The sequence below is a fragment of the Arthrobacter sp. Cr_A7 genome (genome assembly GCF_029222765.1).
Classification (GTDB): Bacteria; Actinomycetota; Actinomycetes; order Actinomycetales; family Micrococcaceae; genus Arthrobacter.
The window spans coordinates 1-1,319 of the sequence record NZ_JARHXQ010000010.1; the positions used below are offsets into that span (position 1 = coordinate 1).

General features: G+C 63.5%; 1 protein-coding gene. It reads left to right on the forward strand.

Going from position 1 to position 1,319, the window contains the following annotated elements:
- Nucleotides 1–27: 27 nt before the first annotated feature.
- Nucleotides 28–1,319, forward strand: a 1,292-nt coding sequence (locus P2Q66_RS00590) for a ParB/RepB/Spo0J family partition protein (protein ID WP_275724759.1), incomplete at its 3' end; no start/stop codon positions are given.

The window sequence follows — 1,319 nt, forward strand, 5'->3', positions numbered from 1 at the left end:
AACTTCTCGGCAAGAAGGAGCAACACCATGAACGCAGCACCCACGCTTGAAATGCTCGACCCGGCAACCCTGACCGTGGATATCAACGTCCGAAAGGACGCCGCCCTGACCGCTGACTTCATCGCCAGCATCAAAGAACACGGCGTGATGGAACCGGTAATAGCCCACCGTAAGGACGACGGCACCGTGCACGTCCTGATGGGCCAGCGCCGCACCCGCGCCGCAGTCGAAGCCGCACGCCCCCTCATCCCGGTCCTGCTCATCGACTCACCCGAGGAAGCCGAACGCATCGTGACGCAGGTCGTGGAGAACATCCAGCGCGCCGAACTGACCGAAGCCGACGAAGCCGACGCCTACCACCAGCTGTCCCTGATCGGCGTCTCCGCGGCCGCGATCGCCAAGAAGACCGGCCGGACCAAGGACAAGGTCGAAAACGCGCTAAAAGCCAAGGCCTCCACCGCCGGGACCAAGGCCCTCGAGAGCGGCTACACCCTCGACATGGCGCTGGTGATGGCCGAGTTTGAAGGGGACCAGGACGCGGTTGAGGAACTCGAATCAGTCATCCGGGACGAGCCGCAGTATTTTGACCACACCGCCCAGAAACTTCGGGACGACCGTGAATCCAAGGCCCAGCTTGCCGCGCTGATCGAGGACCTCATTGCCCAGGGCAAGGCCATCGTCGAGGACGCCGGGCACTACGCCGACGAGGAGAACCTGTACGTCTCAGCGGCCAAACGCCCGGACGGCGAACCTGCCACCGACGAAGACGCCAACGCTTACGTCATCAGCACCGACTACCGGGGTGAGCACAGGGCCGAGCCTGTCATCTGCGACTGGAAGGAACTGGGCTTCACCCCGAAGTACGAACGCTACAACGGCGGCGGGACGCAGGCCCAGAAAGGCCCGATGACCGAGGAACAGAAGGCCGAGCGGAAAACCCTGATCGCCAACAACAAGGCGATGGAGTCAGCGACCAAGGTCCGCCGCGAGTTCGTCAAGACCCTGCTGGCACGGAAGCAGGCACCCAAGGGCTGGCAGTACTTCACCGTCCACGCCATCACCCACCACTCCGAAACCGCCAGCGGCTACGACGGGAAAGTCGCCGCCGAAATGGTCGGTGCCAAGGTCGAAGAGACCAACCAGTGGGGATGGAACCCGCTGCGGGACCACGTCGCCAAAACCGAAGCACGGCCCGAGTTCTCCCTGATCGCGCTGGTCTGCGCAGGGTATGAAAAGACCATCGCCAAAGACTCGTGGCGGTCACCGAGCCAGACCCACCGGGACTACCTGAACCAGCTGGTCACGTGGGGATACACCCC